We start from the raw sequence: 320 nt of genomic DNA, 5'->3' as shown, positions 1-320 counted from the left end.
GGAAGGTGCGAATAAGCGGGGAAATTCTTCTCGGCTGACTCAGTCATTTCATTTCTTCATGTTTGAGCCGATTTTTTCTCCCGTAAATGCCTTGAATCAGCCTATTTAGACCGTTTCTTCGCCATTTAAGGCGTTATCCCCAGTTTTTAGTGAGATCTCTCCCACTGACGTATCATTTGGTCCGCCCGAAACAGGTTGGCCAGCGTGAATAACATCGCCAGTTGGTTATCGTTTTTCAGCAACCCCTTGTATCTGGCTTTCACGAAGCCGAACTGTCGCTTGATGATGCGAAATGGGTGCTCCACCTTGGCCCGGATGCT

General features: G+C 48.1%; 1 protein-coding gene. It reads right to left on the bottom strand.

The features are described 5' to 3' along the window. Positions 1-146: 146 nt before the first annotated feature. Positions 147-320: IS5/IS1182 family transposase (locus VF684_RS20960; protein WP_001566121.1), on the bottom strand; the 174-nt coding region annotated here is incomplete at its 5' end.

This window comes from Aeromonas sp. Lyrl_2 (assembly GCF_051948815.1).
Lineage (GTDB): Bacteria > Pseudomonadota > Gammaproteobacteria > Enterobacterales > Aeromonadaceae > Aeromonas > Aeromonas veronii.
Note: the sequence above shows the minus strand (reverse complement) of the source record. Positions and strands in the feature narration are given on the sequence as shown.